Below are 15,961 nucleotides of genomic sequence, written 5' to 3'. Positions count from 1 at the left end.
CGGCCTAGGCGCGCTCGCCGGCGGTCAGCGTCCAGGCGAGGGTGGAGACGGCGGCAATCACCTCAGCGGCCGCGTCCGGTTCGTAGCCGCGGGTGCACACCGCCAGGAGGATCCCGCTGCGCAGCGGAGCGGAAAGCGGGGTGCCGGGAGGCGCCAGAAAAGCGGCGTCATGGGTGATGCCGGTGACCCACCCGGATTTGCTGCCCCACACCGGACGAAAGCCGCCGGCTTCGAGTGCAGGGCCGATCCTGCCGAATTCCTGGGCCTGGAGAAAATCCAGCATGAGAGCGGTTGATTCGGGACCGGCAGCTTTGCCCGTCACCACCGCGTGGAGCACCCGGACAAGGTCTGCGGCAGTGATCTCCTGGGTCAGGCCCGCTTCCAAGGCAGCCAGGTCGCCGATCAGACGTTCCATTTTGGACGAATCGGCGCCCAAATCGGCGAGCACCGCGTTGACGGCGTCGAACCCCACCAGCTCCACCGCCAGATTGGTGGCTTCATTCGAGCTGACAACGATCATCCGCTCCAGGACGCGGCGCAGCGTTGTTTCCTCCCCCGGGGCGGGCATGCCCGGATCCACTTCGTCGGGCTCGAAACCGAATTCTCCGGCTCCGGGGATGGAACTGGTAAAGGTTGTTCGGCTGGTCAGCACCAGGTCCAGGGAAAGGTCCCCGGAGTCCACCGCGCGCAGAACCGCAATCAGGACCGGAAGTTTGATGGTGCTGGCCGAGTAATACCGCACGTCTTCGCGGTAGCCTGCGAGCTGGTTCCCCTCCATGCCGCTGAGGGCATATGAGACGGAAGGTACCCCGTCACTGTAATCCGAGACAACAGGCATCTGCGTTCCTTTCCAGGCTTCAGGCTTCAGGCTTCGGGCGTCAAAAGTCGGGGTCCGTCAACCGGCGGAAGGGCTGAATAAACGGTTTCATGGACCGCCGGGCGCAGGCTGCCGATGTCCGAGGAGGTTCGGCTTGGGTGCACCCGGTTTGTCAGGAGAACCACTGTGACCCGCCGGTCCCGGTCCGTGAGCAAACTCGTGCCGGTAAACCCGTTATGGCCCCGGGCCTGCTCTGCGGACCGGCCCATCCAGCCGGTCTGCCCTACCCGCAGTCCCAGCCCCTGCCCGTAGCCGCCGGCTTCCTGAGCAGCAGCGGCAGCTGCCGTGCCCATGAGCTCCGGCAGCTGGTTGGTCCACATCTGCTCTGCGGCCGCCGCAGGCAGCAGCTCCGGGAATCCCGCACGCAGCCGTTCCCCAAAGGCCAGCAGCGCGGACGCCGTGCCGAACAGTCCGGCGTTTCCGGCGGCGCCGCCCAACACAAACGCACTTTCATCATGGACCCGGCCGCGGACGGTGCCGCGGCCCAGCTCCGGGCAGAATTCGGTGGCGGCGCAGCGGTCCGGGCCCGGAGCGAAGGTCAGGTCCGGAATTGCCAGCGGATCCAGCACCCGGGAAGTGAGAAGATCCGGCCAGGGCGTGCCGGCGGCCGCTTCAGCCAGGGCCATGGCGGTGTTGTATCCCACGCAGGAATACGCAAAGGAGCGGCCGGGGCGGTGGAGCAGTCCGGCGGCCAGCAGATCATCAAGGAGCTCGCGGCGCCGGGGACTGCGGACGTCGGGCGGAGCCTGCGGGAAGGGGCGTCGGCGCCATCCGGACCAGGTGGGCGCCAGACCGGACGTGTGGGTGAGCAGGTGCCTGAGCGTGACCGTCTCCCGGTCCGGGTTCCCCCGGTACGCCGCCAGCGTGCGGGAAACCGGAGCATCAAGGTCCAGCACACCCCCCTGGACCAGCACCAGGCAGGTCAGTGCGGTGAAAATCTTGGTGATGGAGGCGAGGTCGTACATGGTTTCGGCAGCAGCGGCCACGCGGGCTGACGGAGCCAGCAGGCCGCCGTCGTTCCCGTACTTCACGCTGTCTCCGGCCGCCACCGGTTCCAGGGCCTTCCCGTCGACGGCGACGGCGCAGACAGCGGAGGGAATGTCACCGTTTGCCACGGCAGAATCCAACAGGTGCCGAAGCCGGTGAACCAGGTCATGTTCCTGCGCCGGTGAAAGCGGCATGTCAGTTCAGGACCAGCCGCGGGGCCGGCCCCGCCTCCAGGGTGGCGGTGACGCCCAGCGGCAGGCTGGCTGCGGCGTCGCAGTGCCCAAAACCCAGTTCCTCCACCAGTGGGATGTCCAGCGGACCGAGGACCTCGAGGCAGAGTTCGCGGATGGGGGCATAATCGCCGCAGTCCTTCCAGGAGCCCAGGGCAATCCCGGCCATCCCCTCAAACCAGCCCGCCCGCAGGAGGGTCTGCAGCATGCCGTCAATCTTGTAGACCTCTTCGGTGACGTCCTCCAGCAGGCCGATGCAGCCGGCGTTGGACGGCTTGGCCTGCCCCCGGGCGCCCATGGTCATGGCCAGCAGGGAGAGGTTTCCGCCCACCAGGGGCCCGGAGGCGGTGCCCGGCACCAGCGTTGCCGCCGCCGGCGACGTAACGGCGCGGCCGGAAATGGGCGTGAAGAGTGCCTCCTGCACGCCGGCGCGGGCAGCGTCATCCCGAAGGAAGGCGTTGGTGGCAATCATGGGAGTGAACCAGGTGGCCAGTCCCAGCTGTTCGGCCCAGTATTCGTGCAGCGCCGTCACATCCGAGGAACCAACCAGGGCTTTGGGCCGGGCGGCCGCCAGCGCCGCGGGGTCGAGCAGGTCCAGGACGCGCACGGCACCGTAGCCGCCGCGGGCCACAAAGACGGCGGACAGCGAGTCATCACACCACGCGTCCTGCAGATCTGCGGCGCGGTGGGCATCCGTTCCGGCCAGGTAGTCAGCACGGGGATGCCGGTCCTGCAGGTGCTTGCCGGGAACCGGAACCAGCCCCCAGCCTTGCAGGACGGTAATTGCTTCAGCCAGGGAGTCCGGCAGGGGAGGCCCGGAGACAGCCACCAGTCCCACGCGGTCCCCGGGCTTCAGCGGGGTGAGTTCGGGGAAGTCCGCTGCGCTGGTCATGCGGTGCTGCCGATCGGCGCCTCCGGCTCGGCGGCATCAGCGGGAACGTTATTGGTGGGAACCACGCTGAGCAGCCGGCGGGTGTATTCGTGCCGCGGGTGGAGCAGGACCTGCTCCACGGGCCCCTCCTCCACGATTTTGCCCTGGTACATGACCACAACCCGGTCGGCAATGTTCCAGGCCAGGCCCAGATCGTGGGTGATGACCAGGGCCCCCAGCCCGAGTTCGCAGCGCAGGCGCAGGAGCAGGGCCAGGATTTCGGCCCGGACGGAGGCGTCCAGGCTGGCCACGGGCTCATCGGCCACCAGGAACTCCGGATCCAGGGCCAAAGCGCCGGCGATGACGACGCGCTGGCGCTGGCCGCCGGAGAGTTCCTGCGGGATGGCCGAGAGGTAGCGGTCAGGCGGGGACAGTTCGGCCCGCCGCAGGGCTTCCACCACGATGTCACGCTCGTCGCCGGGCATCTTGTGCAGGCGGGGTCCTTCGGCGACCGCCTCATAGACGCTGTGCTTGGGGTTAAGTGCGGCGGTGGGGTCCTGCAGGACGAACTGCACGCACCGCCGGTAGGCCTTCAGTGCCCTGCGGTTATGAGCCAGCGGTTTGCCTTCGAACAGTACCTCGCCGGAGGTGGGTTTCTGCAGGCCCAGGAGGGTCCGGGCCAGGGTGGTCTTGCCGGAACCGGACTGGCCCACCAGGGCCACGATTTCGCCGCGCCCGCAGCGCAGGTTCACGCTGTCCACGGCCCTGACCGCACCGGCGCCGCGGCCGGCAAAGCTGACGGACAAATTGCGGGCCTCCAGCACCACGTCCTCCGGGTCCCGCACCGCTCCGCCGGCCGCACGCTGCTCCTGCGTGGCCGAGGGGGCATCCGGTGCGGTGTACTTGGGCAGCCGCAGCCGCGAGGACAGATCCCCTATCAGGGGAAACGCCGCCGCCAGGGCCCGGGTGTGGGGGTGCTGCGGGCTGCGCATCACCTCCGCGGAGGGGCCGTCCTCCACGATCTTCCCGCGCTGCATCACCACAATGCGCTCGCAGGTGGCGGCCAGGACGGACAGATCATGGCTGATCATCACCAGGGAGAGCCCGCGCGAGCGGACCAGCCCGGTCAGCACGTTCAGGACCTGCGCCTGCACCACCACGTCCAGCGCGGTGGTGGGCTCATCGGCAATAATCAGTTCCGGTTCGCAGGCCAGGGCCATGGCGATCATGACCCGCTGTTTCTGCCCGCCGGAAAGTTCATGCGGGTAGGAAGCGCCCTTTGCCGCAGGCAGATCCACGAGCTCAAGCAGTTCGGCAACCCGGGCCAGCCTCTGCTTCTCCGTGCCGTAGGAACCCTTGAGCTCTTTGGCATGGATCATCAGTGCCTCTGCAATCTGGTCCTGAACCCGGCGGACCGGATTCAGGGAGTGCATGGCGCCCTGGAAAACAATGGAGGCCTCCGTCCAGCGGACCGCGCGCAGGCGTCCCCAGCTGAGGTCGGCAACGCTCTGGCCGCCGAGCAGGACTTTGCCCTCCACTTTCGCGTTGGCGGGCAGCAGGCGCAGGACGGACATGGCCAGGGTGGACTTGCCGCACCCTGATTCTCCGGCCAGGCCCACCGTTGAACCGGGTTCCACCGTGAGGTTCACGCCGTCGACGGCGACCATGGGCTTGGGGCCCCCATCCGTCTGCGTGGTGTAGGTGACCCGCACATCGGAGAATTCGAGTCTGGGCATTAGCGTCCTCGCAGGGTGGGATTGATGACTGATTCGACGGCGCGTCCCACCAGGGTGAAGGACAGCACCACCACCACAATGGCCAGGCCCGGGGGCAGCACGTACCACCAGAAACCGCCCGTGGCGGCGCCGGTGTCCAGGGCGGTCTTGAGCATGGAACCCCAGGAGATGCTGCTGGGATCGCCCAGGCCCAGGAAGGACAGGGTGGATTCGGCGATGATGGCGGACCCGACGGTCAGCGTGGTGTTCGCCAGCACCAGCGGCATCACGGCCGGCAGGACATGCTTGCCGATGATGTGCGCGTCCGAGGCGCCCAGGGCCCAGGACCGTTCAATATAGGGACGGGATTCCACGGTCAGGGTCTGCGCCCGCACCACGCGGGCGGTGCCGGCCCAGGAGGTGATCCCGATGGCCACCACAATGGTGGCGACGCCGGCGCCGATGATGCTGGACAGGACAATTGCCAGAACGAGCCCGGGAACCACCAGGAAGAAGTCGATGACGCGCATCAGGACAGCCTGGGCAGCTCCGGTGAAGTGGCCGGCGGCCATGCCCATCAGAGTACCGATGACCATGGATACCGCCGTGGCGGAAAAACCGACCAGCAGGGACACCCGCGCCCCCCAGATCAGCAGGGCCAGGACACTTCGACCGGAGGGATCTGTGCCCAGCGGATTGGCGGCGGAGGGCGGATCATTCTGCGGCGAGGTCAGCTGTGTGACGTCCAGCGTGGACGCCGGAGCCAGGACGGGCGCCAGCAGGGCCAGGGCAATCACGGCCAGCAGGATCACAAGACCCGTGACGCCGGCCTTGTTGCGGCTGAATTCCTTCCAGGTTTCCTTGGCCTGGGCCGCACGCCTGGCAGCGGCCACGTTCCGCCTGCCGCCCCGCGGCGGACCGGCGGCGGGGACCGGGGAATCGGGAGCGGTTTGTGGATCTTTGATGCTCATGAGGCACGCAACCTGGGATCGATGATGCGGTACACGATGTCCGCGAAGAAGTTCATGATGATCACGATCGAGGAGAAGACCACGAAGGTGCCCTGCAGCAGCGGGAAGTCCGGGGCGGACAGGGCCTGGAAGGTGAGGTAGCCCAGACCCGGCCAGGAAAACACGGTTTCGACCGTGACTGCTCCGCCCACCAGCCCGCCCAGCGTCAGGAAGATCAGGGTCACGGTGGGCAGCATGGCGTTGGGGACCGCATGCCGGCGCCGCACCTCGTCTTCCCGCAGGCCCTTGGCCCGTGCAGTGACGAGGTAGTCAGCGGACATTTCCTCGAGCAGTGACGCCCGCATCACCATCAGGTACTGCGCGTAGACCACGGCAACCATGGTCAAGACGGGAAGCACCATGTGCCGGCCCACATCTACGATCATTGCCAGGCCGGTATCCGTGCTGCCGGCCGTGACCATGCCGCCGGTGGGGAACCAGCGCAGGCCGCCGGCGAACACCAGCAGCATCAGCAGCCCCAGCCAGAAGGTGGGCACGGACCAGAAAAACAGGGCCAGCCCGGTCTGGGTCTTGTCGAAGGCTGAACCCCGCCGCCATGCCGCCCGCTGGCCCAGCCACAGGCCCAGCACAACGGACAGCAGGGCGGCGGTGCCGGTCAGGAGCAGGGTGGGGCCGATGCGGTCCCCGATCAGCTCCATGACCGGCCGGTTGTACGTGTAGGAAGCGCCCAGCTTCCCCTGGAACAGGTCGGTCAGGTAACGCCAGAACTGTCCCAGCAACGGCTGGTCCAGCCCGTACTGGCGGCGCAGGATATCCATCTGTTCTGCGGTCACCTGACGTCCGTCAGCCAGGGACCGCACTGGATCCCCGGGCAGGATCCGGAAGGCGAAGAACCCCAGGACAATGACCATGATCAGGGAAACGACGGACCCGCCCGCCTTCATGCCGATGTAGTAGAGCCAGGAGGAGCCCCGGCGCGGTTCATCGATATCCAGGCGGGCGGGAACGACGTCGCTCTCGCTGAGTGCCTCAGCCATGGTTAGGCGCGGTCTTCCGCGTTGCTGCCGCGGCGGCGGAGAAAGACGATCACGGCAATTCCCAGGATCACGACGACGGCGATCGAGACGATGAGGGCGGTGTTGGTTCCGCTCTCCTCGCTGGTGCCTGCTTCGGCAACATCGGCACCGATGGGGGTGGCGCTGTAGTAGCCCCACGGCCCGTTCTGGGAGGTGATCACGCCGCCCTCCGACGGCTGCGTGGTGAACGGTTCCCACTTGTCCGAGCGGTAGGCCTCAAGGCTGTTGGCGTAGAAGAGCACCTTATTGACGGCGGAGTTGTAGATGATTTCCTGGGCCTGCTGTACCAGTTCGCTGCGCTTGTCCTGGTCCAGCTCGGCGTGCTGGGCGAGGTAGAGCTTGTCGAATTCCGGATCGCACAGGCTGTTCTCCGACGTGGCACCGGTGCCGTCCGCGTTGGGACGGGAGCTGCACTGGTTGATGGACAGCTGATAGTCAGGATCCGGGCCAATGCCCCAGCCGGTGAAGTACATGTCGAAGTTGCCGAAGGTCGAATCATCATTGACCTGGGCCGGAGCCTTCATCTCGGTGTTGATCTCGATGCCGATGGCCTTCATCCACGGACCGATGTAATCAGCCATCTGCTGGTGTGTGGGATCGGAGTTTCGCCCCATCAGGCGGAGCTTGAGGGGCTTGCCCTCCTTGTCCAGGCGGATGCCGTCGGGGCCCATGGCGTAACCGGCCTCGTCCAGGACCTTGTTGGCTTCCTCGGGGTTGTAGGCCAGGGGAAGCTCGTCCGTGTCCCAGTGATAGAGCGGGTAGGTCATGGGAATTTCACCCGTGGCTTCCTGGCCCAGACCCTGCAGGACCTTTTCCAGCAGCGTGTTGCTGTCAATGCCCATGGCAATGGCCCGGCGCAGTTCCGGATCCTGCAGCGCCGGATTGCCGTCCCCGAGCACTTCGTTCTCCACCGTGGTGGTGCCGGGGTTGATGGCGATGGCCTGGTAGCGGCGGCCGGTTCCGGCGTTGGTGGTAATTCCCGGCTGGTTCTGCAGCGCCTCGTACTGGACCGGGGTGAGTCCGCTGACGACGTCGATTTCCCCGGTCTTCAGGGCCTGCACGGCGGCGTCGCTGTTCTTGTAGGGAACCCAGGTGATGCCGTCCACCTTGGCCTTGCCCTGCCAGTAGTTGGGGTTGGCCTTCATGGTGACCCCTGCGGCCTTGTCATAGCTGACCACCGTGAACGGGCCGGAGCCAACGGCATCCTTGTCATTCTCGAAAGCAGCAGGATCGCCCACCTCGGACCAAATGTGCTCGGGCATGATCGGCAGCTGCGTGCCGGGGTTGGAGGCCTGCGGCGCGGTGAGGGTGATGACCAGGGTTTCGTCATCCTCGGCCACCACCTGGGACACGCTGGTCAGGAGGGCGCCGTTGGCCTGCTTGAGCGCATCGTTGTCCTGGATGGCACCGAAGGTCCAGGCGGCGTCGTTGGCGGTGATGGGCTCGCCGTCGGACCATTTGCGGTCCGAGGGGATCTTGAAGGTCCAGACGGTGCCGTCCTCCGAGGTCTCCCAGCTTTCGGCCATCCCGGGAATCTCTTCGTTCTGGTCCGGGCCGTAAGCCACCAGGTTCTGGTACTGCAGGGCCAGGATGTTGGAACTGGTCGCGAGGATGGCGAGGAACGGGTTGAGCGTGTCAATGTCTCCGGTCAGGGCCAGTTTGAGTGTGGAGCCGCTGGATTCCTCCGCCGCATAGGCTGCCGGTGCGGCGACCGGACCCGTGGTGAGGGCAAATGAACCGGTCATGGCGGCGCAGAGGATTCCGGCTGCTGCCGCGTGGCGCAACAGTGGGCGGGATCCCCGGGGGCGTCCCCCGGCGGCAGGGTTTTTCTGTCTGAACTGCATAGCGTCCCCTTCATACAGCTGTGGAGTGACAGGTATCCAAAAGCGCTGCCCGCTGCCCTGAACCGATAACGGGATCCGGTGCAGAAACTACGGACGGAACGGCCTGCGCCTTGTGAGCAGCACCACACCGGTGCACCCTGTGGGGACAGTGTAAGTAACTAACAGGGATATACCAACTGTTGCAAAACACTTTCGGAAAGAACTGCTTCACCGTTATCGTTTCCCCAAAACCTAAGGAGTGTCCGTGCCCGTAGACCCCGCCCGGCTCTGTGCAGAACTCATCCGTTTCGACACCTCGAACTTCGGGGAGGGCAAGAGCAACGGGGAACGGGACGCCGCGGAGTACATCCTGAACCTGCTGACCAAGGCTGGTTACGATGCCGTGCTGCTGGGCCCCGAACCGGACCGCAGCTCAGTGGTGGTGCGGGTTTGGGGCACGGATTCTTCCCTGCCCGGGCTGCTGGTGCACGCTCACCTGGACGTGGTGCCGGCCGAGCCCGAGCAATGGAGCATGGACCCTTTCGCCGGCACTGTCCGGGACGGTTACATCTACGGCCGCGGCGCTGCAGACATGAAGGACATGGTGGCCATGACCCTGGCCACGCTGCTGAACTGGGCAGAGGCGGGGGTCCGTCCGAGGCGGGACATCGTTGTGGCTTTCGTGGCGGATGAGGAGGACAAGGGCGACTACGGCGCTCTTTGGCTGGCCGCGGAGCATCCGGAACTTTTCGCGGGCGTGGAAGCCGCAATCGGGGAATCCGGGGGCCACGCCACCCTTCTGGAGGCAGTGGACGGTTCTGAGGTCCGGCTCTATCCGATTGCTGCCGGTGAGCGGGGCACCCTCCACATCAGGGTCCGTGCGGAGGGAGTTTCCGGCCACGGATCCCGGCCCGTTCCGGTCAATGCCGTACAGAACCTGATCAATGCCCTCCAGCGTGTGGGCAGCTATTCCTGGCCGCTGGTCCTCACCCCGGTGGTCCGCCGGTACATCGAGGAGACGACGGCGGCCCTGGGATTCTCTGCGGACCTGGGCTCGGACGCCGGTGTGGAAGCTGCCATCGACGCCATGGGCGAGGCCGGAACGGTGGCCGGCGTGACGGTCCGCTGCTCCTCCACGCCCACAGTGCTGCGGGCCGGCTACAAGGTGAACGTGATCCCCGGAGTGGCGGAAGCCGACGTCGATATCCGCTGCCTTCCCGGCACCGAGGAGGACACCCTGGCCACCGTTCGGGAGCTGCTGGGGGACACGGTAAGCACCACTTTCCTCTCGCACCAGCCGCCGGTGCAGTCGCCGGTCGACTCCCCGTGGTTCGAGGCGATGCGCGGGGCACTGCTCCGCCACGATCCGCAGGCCGTTGTGGTGCCCATGTGCATGGGCGGCGGAACGGATGCCAAGGCCTTTGCTCCGCTGGGAATCCACTGCTACGGGTTCGCGCCCCTGGCCACGGATCCGGAAGGGCGCAGCATCCAGGGCGTCCACGGAGTGGACGAACGGATTCCGGTTGCCGCCGTGCAGGGAGGCCAGCAGGTCCTTCAGGACTTCCTGACCGGAGTCTGAGCCGCTGCACCCGGCCGGGCACTTCCTCCTCCTCCGTCTTTCCGGCACGCCGAGCGGGGGGTGTGTGCTTCCGGCGGCCGGCTGGCATAGAGTCTTCTGCAGTGACACGGGGTGCCGACAGGCTGAGATGAAACCCGTTGAACCTGATCTAGTTCGAACTAGCGAAGGGATGTCGCGGATGACTATTCGCCTGACACCGTTAACCGTTTCCACCCTCCTGGCGCGCCTGCGCGCCGAACCGCCGTTGGTGCAGTGCCTGACCAACGCCGTGGTGACAAATTTCACCGCGAACGTTTTGCTGGCCCTGGGCGCCGCGCCGGCCATGACTGACATTCCGGGAGAGGCCGGGCCGTTCGCCCGGGTGGCCTCCGGTGTGCTGATCAACCTGGGCACTCCGCATGAGGAACAGCGCCGGGCAATGCTGGAGGCCGCCGCGGCAGCCAATGATGCCGGCACGCCCTGGGTGCTGGACCCGGTGGCCGTGGGCAACCTTCCGGTGCGCACGGCTTTGGCCGCGGAACTGCTGGCACTGCGGCCAACCGCTATCCGCGGCAACGCCTCCGAAATCATTGCGCTGGCGGGACTGGGTTCCGGCGGCCGCGGCGTGGACTCCACCGACGATCCGGAAAGCGCCCTTCCGGCAGCGCTCCTGCTGGCTGAAAAACACGGATCCGTCGTCGCTGTCTCCGGCCCCACTGATGTGATCACGGACGGCGTGCAGACCGTGCGTGTCAGCAACGGCGATGCCCTGCTGACACGGGTCACCGGCGGCGGATGCGCGTTGGGAGCGGTCACTGCCGCCTTCCTCGCCGTGGCTGACGACGGCGGAGCGCTGGCGGCAGTTGCCGCCGCCACCGCCGTGTACACAGTGGCTGCGGAACCGGCAGCCGAAGCCGCCGCCGGGCCGGGAAGCTTTGCGGCCGGATTCCTTGATGCCCTGGCCGCCCTCGGAGAACAGGACCTGAAGCAGCGGCTGGTGAGCGCATGAAGGCCGGAGTAGTTGACGTGTCCCGGTCCCGGGAGCGCGTGCGAAGCAGCGGCATTTACCTGGTGACGGACACGGTTCTTTGCGGGCCGCGCGGCGTCGTCGAGACCGTCAGGGCCGCAGTGGCAGGCGGCGTGGAAACAATCCAGGTACGGGAAAAGAATGCCTCGGCAGCCGATTTTTACGCCCTGGTCCTTGCTGTTGCCGAAGCCGCAGGAGACCGGGCCACCGTACTGGTGGATGACCGGGTGGACATCTATCTGGCGGCCCGGGCCGTCCGCGCCGGAGTGCACGGAGTCCACGTGGGCCAAAGCGACCTGCCCGCCGAACTGGTGCGCACGCTCGTGGGCCCGGACGCCGTCGTCGGCCTGACCGCCAACACCGCAGAGCATCTGGAAGCGCTCGCGGCGCTGCCGCCGGGAACCGTGGATTACCTCGGAACCGGGGTCATCCGGCCCACCCGCACCAAAGCAAATCATCCGAAGCCGCTGGGAATCAGCGGATTCACCGAGTTCGCGGCGCGGGCAACGCTGCCGGTGGTGGCCATTGGCGGCATCGTGCGCGAGGACGTCGGTGCGTTAAGGGCGGCCGGTGCCACCGGAGCCGCCGTGGTATCGGCCATTTGCGCAGCCGCCGATCCGCAGGCTGCAGCCGCGGAGCTGGTCCGCGCCTGGCACGCGGGGAGTCCGGCATGAGCGCCGGCAGGATCCCGCGGATTCTCAGCATCGCCGGCACCGATCCCACCGGCGGCGCCGGAATCCAGGCCGACCTGAAGTCCATCGCGGCCGCCGGCGGGTACGGCATGGCCGTTGTCACCGCGCTGGTCGCGCAGAACACCCGGGGCGTGCGGTCGGTGCACACCCCTCCCGTCGCTTTCCTGCGCGAACAGCTGGAGGCAGTGAGCGACGACGTCGGGATCGACGCCGTCAAGATTGGCATGCTTGGCAGCGCGGACGTGATTCAGGCGGTGGACGACTGGCTGGCTGCCCTGGAAGTTCCTGCGGTGGTGCTGGATCCGGTCATGATTGCCACCAGCGGTGACCGGCTGCTGGATGCCGGAGCCGAGGCCGCACTGCGGCAGCTGTTGCACCGGGTGGATCTGGTGACGCCGAACCTTCCCGAACTGGCGGTGCTCGTACAGGAGCCCGTTGCTGAGTCGTGGGAGCGGGCACTGGCGCAGGGCGAGCAGCTTTCCGCCGCCTACGCAGTCAAAGTCCTGGTCAAGGGCGGTCATCTGGCGGGGGACAGCTGTCCCGATGCTCTGGTGGACGCCGCTGCGGCACATCCCCTGGTGCTGCAGGTACGGGCACCCCGGGTGGACACCTTCAATACGCACGGCACCGGCTGTTCAATGTCGGCGGCCATGGCAACCTATTACGCGCGGACCGGCCGGTGGGACCTGGCGTTGACGGCGACCAAGGACTGGCTGCAGGAGGCCCTGGCGTATGCGGATGAGCTCGACGTCGGCGCCGGTCACGGTCCGGTGCACCACTTCCATGGGATGTGGGCGCGGGGACTGGAGCCCGCCGCGGCGCTGGAGCGGGCACCGGAACCGGTGCAGGCCGCGCTGCTGGAACCGGTGCTTGGGGTGGAACCGGCCGGGCCGCACACGGCAGCGCTGTGGGAACAGACAGCTGCGGCACGGGCGGACATCGACGGGCTGGATTTCGTGCGGGACCTTGGAAGCGGGGATCTGGACCGCAGTGTTTTCGATGCCTACCTGACCCAAGACGCACTGTACCTCCGCGGCTACGCCCGCGCGCTGTCGCGGGCCAGCGAATTGGCCCCCAACCTCGCGGAACAGATGTTCTGGGCCGAGGCGGCCTACGGTGCGCTGGCATCGGAAATGGACCTGCACACCTCGTGGCTTACCGAAACAGGAGCGGCTGGGCGGGCAGTTCCCCCGGGACCCGTGACGAGCGGATATGTGGAGCATTTGCTCGGGCTTCCCGGCGGTGCCGGTCCGGAGGGCAGCCGCGGGAATTATGAATACGAGCGGCTGGTCGGTGCCGTCCTCCCGTGTTTTTGGATCTATGCGGACGTGGGCTGCCGGCTTTCGGAGGCCAATCATTCCGGCCACCCGTACGCCCGGTGGCTGGCCACGTACAGCGACCGGGTCTTTATGGAGTCCACGGTTTCCGCGGTGCGGATCCTGGAAACCGTGCTTGACCGCAGCACGGCCCGCGCCAGGAGGATCATCTGCGAGGCTTTCAAGGAATCAACTCACCGGGAGTATGAATTTTTCGCCGCCGGCACGGCACAATCATCACCATCACCACGGCATCGGAGCGGGTGAAGACAGGGGGACCCGCCGGGTACCCTCAGAAGGACCTTCACCCGGCCCCCAATCCGGCACCACAACAGAAATGAGAGCACCATGGCCAAGAAAATCACGGACCTCACCGCACAGCAGAAGAAGATGGTGGGTGTTTCCGCGACCGTGCAGTTTGCGCTCGCCGGACTGGCCCTGGCCGATATTTGGCGCCGTCCCGCGGCTGAGGTCCGCGGCTCGCGTGCACTCTGGTCCGCTGCCTGCGCCGTGAACTTCATTGGCCCGCTGTCCTACTTCATCTTCGGCCGGCGTAAGTAGGCGTGGCGGCAGCACCCCGCCGCAGGGCCGGAGCCGGGAAAACCGGAACCGGGAAAACCCGAGCCCCCGCGCTGGATCCGGTCCGCCTGGGCGGGCTGGAAGAGGCGCAGGCACCGGAGAGCCCCGGCAGCTTTGAGGGGCTGCATTTTGACGGGGTCTCCTTTGACGGCACCGACCTGCAGGGCAGCACTTTCCTGGAATGCGAGTTCAGCGCGGTGTCCATGACGGACACCGGACTGCGCGGCGCCCGGTTCCTGGAGTGCCTTTCCGCCGGCCTTTATGCACCGGTGTTCCGCGCGCCGCGGGCCACTTTCCGTGACGTGGTCCTGGAAGGAAGCCGGCTCGGCTCCGCAGAGCTGTATGACAACGCCTGGAACTCCGTCCATGTGGACGGCGGGAAGCTGGACTACGTGAACCTGCGCAGTTCCCGGCTCACGGACGTCCTCTTCACCGGCTGCACCATCGAGGAATTGGACCTGGACGGTGTCCATGCCGTCCGCGTTGCGTTCCGCGACTGCCGCATCGGCGCCCTGAACCTCTCCGGCGCAGTGCTGCAGGACGTTGACCTGCGCAGCACCGAGTTCCGGTCCGTCACGCATCTGCCCGGCCTGAGCGGTGCCACGGTGGATGACGGGCAGCTCATGATGCTAGCGCCGCTGCTTGCGGCCAACCTCGGTCTGCGCGTGGAAGGCTGACTTAGTTCTCTTCCGCCAGTTTCGCCGCGTTCTTGATGATGTTCTTGGCCATGGACGGGAAGATCAGGCCGTGGAACGGGGCGATCAGCCACCAGTACAGCTTCCCGCCCAGGCCCTTGGGGAAGTAGATGGCGCGTTGCCGGTACAGGCTGCCGTCGCCGTCGGGATCCACCCGCAGCTCCAGCCAGGCTTTGCCCGGCACGCGCATTTCCGCCCGCAGCCGCAGCAGGCTGCCGCGCTCCAGCACTTCCACCCGCCACCAGTCCACCACGTCACCGGTGAACAGAGTGGTGGGGTTGCGGCGGCCGCGGGTCAGTCCGGCTCCGCCCACGGTCTTGTCCAGCACGCCGCGGATGGCCCAGGCCATCGGCAGCGAATACCAGCCGTTCTTTCCGCCGATTCCCTCGATCACTTTCCAGACATATTCGGGGGCAACGGAGGAACGGCGCTGGCGGGAATCCACGTAGACGGTCTGGCCGGCCCAATCCGGGTCACTGGGCAGCGGCGACGAAGCCTCGTCCGCCGAGGGTGAGGCACCCGCCCAGGTGGTTTCCACTTCGCCGCGCTTTTCCTTGCCCAGCGCCCGCTTGACGGCTGCGTGGTAGCCGGTGAGGCCGCCGTCGGGCTCCGGCACGTACTGGTCAATGTCGTGTTCCTTGGACACGGCGTCGTGCTGCAGCGATTCCACCAGCGGCAGCGACATGGACCGCGGAATCGGAGTCACCAGGGCCACCCACATACCGGCCAGCCGGGGCGCGGGCAGCGGGAGCGCATAGATCCGCCGCCGCGGCAGCCCGGCTTCTTCGGCATAGCCGTTCATGATCTCCGCATAGGTCAACACCTCGCGCGAGCCAATGTCGAAGGTGCGGTTCACCTCCGCGGGGAGGTCGACGGCGCGGACCAGGTAGTGCAGGACGTCCCGGATGGCGATGGGCTCGATCCGGCGGCGCACCCAGCTCGGCGCCGGCATGACCGGCAGGGTTTCGGTCAGGTGGCGGATCATCTCGAACGACGCCGATCCGGACCCGATCACCACGCCTGCCTGGTAGACGACGGCGGGAACCTTGCCCTCAAGGAGGATCCGCCCCACCTCCGTGCGCGAACGCATATGGGGGGACAGTTCGCCCTCCGGATGCAGGCCGCCCAGATACACGATGCGCTGCACGCCGGACTCCGCGGCGGCATCCGCCACCAGATGGGCGATCTGCTGCTCCTGGTCCGCAAATCCCTTGCCCGAGGCCATGGAATGCACCAGGAAGTACACGGTGTCCATGCCCTGCATGGCCCCGGCTACGGAGTCCTTGTCCGTCAGGTCGCCCTGGACAATTTCGACGTCGTCGTGCCACGGCACGTCGTGCAGTTTCTCCGGGGAACGCACCAGGACACGGACCTTATGGCCGTCCTGCAGCAGCAGCGGAACCAGCCGCCCGCCAATGTAACCCGTGGCGCCCGTTACCAAAACCCGCTGTGACTCAGTCATTTTTCCAACTTACACAGTTCTTTGCCCATTGAGCAGGTGCGCCGGAACGCCCTTGGCGTAATCTGCAGAGCAGTCCGGAGAA

14 protein-coding genes and 1 riboswitch are annotated in these 15,961 nt (G+C 66.9%); of the genes, 6 read left to right on the top strand and 8 right to left on the bottom strand.

What is annotated here, in order from left to right; all coding sequences use genetic code 11:
- Positions 1-4: 4 nt before the first annotated feature.
- The 7 genes from ACIQXM_RS07810 to ACIQXM_RS07780 are packed head-to-tail and all read right to left on the bottom strand — an operon-like array spanning position 5 to position 8,571.
- The gene (locus ACIQXM_RS07810; RefSeq protein WP_400930046.1) at positions 5-838 is read right to left on the bottom strand and encodes a serine hydrolase; all 834 of its coding nucleotides are present in this window, start codon (positions 836-838) and stop codon (positions 5-7) included.
- Between the two features lie 26 nt (positions 839-864).
- Positions 865-2,058: a serine hydrolase domain-containing protein gene (locus ACIQXM_RS07805; protein WP_400930043.1), complete on the bottom strand. Its 1,194-nt coding sequence runs from the start codon at positions 2,056-2,058 to the stop codon at positions 865-867.
- Position 2,059: 1 nt separating this feature from the next.
- Entirely contained in the window at positions 2,060-2,986 is a 927-nt protein-coding gene (locus ACIQXM_RS07800) for an LD-carboxypeptidase (protein ID WP_400930040.1), read from the bottom strand.
- Complete coding sequence (gene nikE, locus ACIQXM_RS07795; RefSeq protein ID WP_400930038.1) at positions 2,983-4,701, bottom strand: nickel ABC transporter ATP-binding protein NikE; 1,719 nt, start codon at positions 4,699-4,701, stop codon at positions 2,983-2,985. Before nikE ends, ACIQXM_RS07800 begins: the two co-directional genes overlap by 4 nt.
- Complete coding sequence (locus ACIQXM_RS07790; protein ID WP_400930035.1) at positions 4,701-5,651, bottom strand: ABC transporter permease; 951 nt, start codon at positions 5,649-5,651, stop codon at positions 4,701-4,703. The genes nikE and ACIQXM_RS07790 overlap by 1 nt, the downstream gene beginning before the upstream one ends.
- Complete coding sequence (locus ACIQXM_RS07785; protein WP_400930032.1) at positions 5,648-6,688, bottom strand: ABC transporter permease; 1,041 nt, start codon at positions 6,686-6,688, stop codon at positions 5,648-5,650. Before ACIQXM_RS07785 ends, ACIQXM_RS07790 begins: the two co-directional genes overlap by 4 nt.
- A gap of 2 nt (positions 6,689-6,690) precedes the next feature.
- Positions 6,691-8,571 (bottom strand): ABC transporter substrate-binding protein, encoded by a 1,881-nt coding sequence (locus tag ACIQXM_RS07780; RefSeq protein WP_400930029.1) that lies wholly within the window; start codon positions 8,569-8,571, stop codon positions 6,691-6,693.
- Between the two features lie 244 nt (positions 8,572-8,815).
- Between ACIQXM_RS07780 and ACIQXM_RS07775 the strand changes: the two genes are divergently transcribed.
- From ACIQXM_RS07775 to ACIQXM_RS07750, 6 genes are all read left to right on the top strand, one after another.
- Positions 8,816-10,129: a M20/M25/M40 family metallo-hydrolase gene (locus ACIQXM_RS07775; RefSeq protein WP_400930026.1), complete on the top strand. Its 1,314-nt coding sequence runs from the start codon at positions 8,816-8,818 to the stop codon at positions 10,127-10,129.
- 97 nt (positions 10,130-10,226) lie between these two features.
- A riboswitch (TPP riboswitch) is annotated at positions 10,227-10,316 on the top strand.
- A complete protein-coding gene (gene thiM / locus ACIQXM_RS07770) occupies positions 10,299-11,117 on the top strand; it encodes a hydroxyethylthiazole kinase (RefSeq protein ID WP_400930023.1) in 819 nt (272 codons plus the stop codon). Its footprint overlaps the riboswitch before it by 18 nt.
- Entirely contained in the window at positions 11,114-11,809 is a 696-nt protein-coding gene (thiE, locus tag ACIQXM_RS07765; RefSeq protein WP_400930020.1) for a thiamine phosphate synthase, read from the top strand. The genes thiM and thiE overlap by 4 nt, the downstream gene beginning before the upstream one ends.
- Positions 11,806-13,410: a bifunctional hydroxymethylpyrimidine kinase/phosphomethylpyrimidine kinase gene (locus ACIQXM_RS07760; protein ID WP_400930017.1), complete on the top strand. Its 1,605-nt coding sequence runs from the start codon at positions 11,806-11,808 to the stop codon at positions 13,408-13,410. Before thiE ends, ACIQXM_RS07760 begins: the two co-directional genes overlap by 4 nt.
- Before the next feature lie 81 nt (positions 13,411-13,491).
- A complete protein-coding gene (locus tag ACIQXM_RS07755) occupies positions 13,492-13,704 on the top strand; it encodes a PLDc N-terminal domain-containing protein (RefSeq protein WP_400930015.1) in 213 nt (70 codons plus the stop codon).
- Between the two features lie 2 nt (positions 13,705-13,706).
- A complete protein-coding gene (locus tag ACIQXM_RS07750; protein WP_400930012.1) occupies positions 13,707-14,399 on the top strand; it encodes a pentapeptide repeat-containing protein in 693 nt (230 codons plus the stop codon).
- A 1-nt stretch (position 14,400) separates the two neighbouring features.
- On the opposite strand, the gene ACIQXM_RS07745 is transcribed toward ACIQXM_RS07750, so the two are convergent.
- Positions 14,401-15,879: an SDR family oxidoreductase gene (locus ACIQXM_RS07745; RefSeq protein ID WP_400930009.1), complete on the bottom strand. Its 1,479-nt coding sequence runs from the start codon at positions 15,877-15,879 to the stop codon at positions 14,401-14,403.
- Positions 15,880-15,961 lie beyond the last annotated feature (82 nt).

Source organism: Arthrobacter sp. NPDC097144, assembly GCF_044762205.1.
GTDB lineage: Bacteria > Actinomycetota > Actinomycetes > Actinomycetales > Micrococcaceae > Arthrobacter_B.
Note: the sequence above shows the minus strand (reverse complement) of the source record. Positions and strands in the feature narration are given on the sequence as shown.